The 1,737-nt window shown below is 50.9% G+C and carries 1 protein-coding gene; it reads left to right on the top strand.

What is annotated here, in order from left to right; all coding sequences use genetic code 11:
- On the top strand, positions 1–1,432 hold a 1,432-nt coding region (locus PX481_RS07005; protein ID WP_288094128.1), incomplete at its 5' end, for a topoisomerase C-terminal repeat-containing protein.
- Between the last annotated feature and the right edge of the window lie 305 nt (positions 1,433–1,737).

The raw sequence follows: 1,737 nt of genomic DNA, 5'->3' as shown, positions 1-1,737 counted from the left end.
CTCACAGATGGCCGATGCCCGCATTACCCAGATCGCCGTCAATATTCAGGTAGAAAATGCCGGATTTCGCTCCTCTGGCAAAAGAATCGACTTCCCCGGCTTTTTCCGCGCCTATGTGGAAGGTTCCGACGATCCCGAAGCGGCGATCGACGACCAAGAAATAATCTTACCCCCCCTCCACGTCGGTGATACCCCCAATTGTCGCAAACTAGAGGCGATTAGCCACGATACCCAACCTCCCGCCCGTTATAGCGAAGCCTCCCTCGTAAAAACCCTCGAAAGTGAAGGAATCGGGCGACCCAGCACCTACGCCACCATTCTCGGCACAATTATCGATCGCGGTTATGCCCAAATGCGGAATAAAACCCTCATTCCCACCTTCACCGCTTTTGCCGTGGTTAGTTTATTAGAAAACCATTTCCCCGACCTAGTAGATCCCAAATTTACCTCGAAAATGGAAGAAACCCTCGACCATATCGCCACCGGTTCCGCCCAATGGTTGCCCTATCTCGATCGCTTCTATCGGGGGGAAAAGGGGCTAGAAAGCCAAGTCAAAGAGCGCGAGAGTCAAATTAACTCTAGCACCGCTAAATCGGTGATTTTAGAGGATTTACAGGCAACTATCAAGATCGGCAAATACGGACCCTATCTGGAAGTCTCCCGAGGCGATGAAATCCTCACCGCTTCCATCCCCGCCGATTTAACCCCAGCGGATCTGAACCCCGAACAGGTAGAAACCCTGCTGCGACAAAAAACCGAAGGTCCGGATAAATTAGGTCTTCATCCCGACACCGGAGAGCCGATTTATCTGCTGGTGGGTAGTTACGGTCCCTACGTCCAGTTAGGAGATATCAGCGATGACAATCCCAAACCGAAACGCGCCTCCTTACCCAAAGGAGTCAAACCCGAGGACATCACCCTCGAACAAGCGGTGGGTTTATTAGCACTGCCGCGACTGCTGGGAACCCATCCCCTCACCGGAGGCAAAATTAAAGCCAGTTTAGGGCGTTTCGGCCCCTATGTGGTTCAGGAACAGGGTAAGGAAAAAGAATATCGTTCCCTGAAAGCCGGCGATGATGTCTTAACCATAACCCTCGATCGAGCTTTGGCCTTATTAGCCGAACCGAAAAAAACTCGCAGCGCCCGCGGTTCTACCAAACCACCCTTAAAAGAATTGGGTAAACATCCCGACGATGGGGAATTGGTGGGATTGTACGAGGGACCCTACGGAGTTTATATCAAGCACGGTAAGACCAACGCCAAGATTCCCGAAGGAGAAACCGCCGAAACCCTCACCCTAGAACAAGCTTTAGTCGCCCTAGCGGCCAAGACAACCACTGCCAAGAAAACCACTACCAAGAAAACTACTTCTACCACCACTAAAAAAACTACTTCCCCAGGCAGTAAAACTGGCAAAAGTAAGACGGTTTAGCGGTTAGTGGTGGGGCGATTTTCTCCCTGGTTAATTCCTCACCCCGATGCGGGGACAAATCCGGCTGGCTTTTTTGTCTTTTGCACCACTTTGAACGGGCTGATCCTAAGTAGGGTCTGCTGAAAAAGTTTTTCCTAGGGGCAGGGTGTGGGGTGTGGGGTGTGGGGTGTGGGGTTTTACCCATTTTCAGGTGGTCAATTACCTAATGTTCAGGGAAAAAGTCCCGGAATTTTCCCCCCAATCACTCCAATGGTCGGCACTTTTTGAGGGAAAAAAAGTCTAAAGACCTTATCCAACAAGGTTTT

Source organism: Microcystis sp. M53603_WE2, from assembly GCF_030065435.1.
Note: the sequence above shows the minus strand (reverse complement) of the source record. Positions and strands in the feature narration are given on the sequence as shown.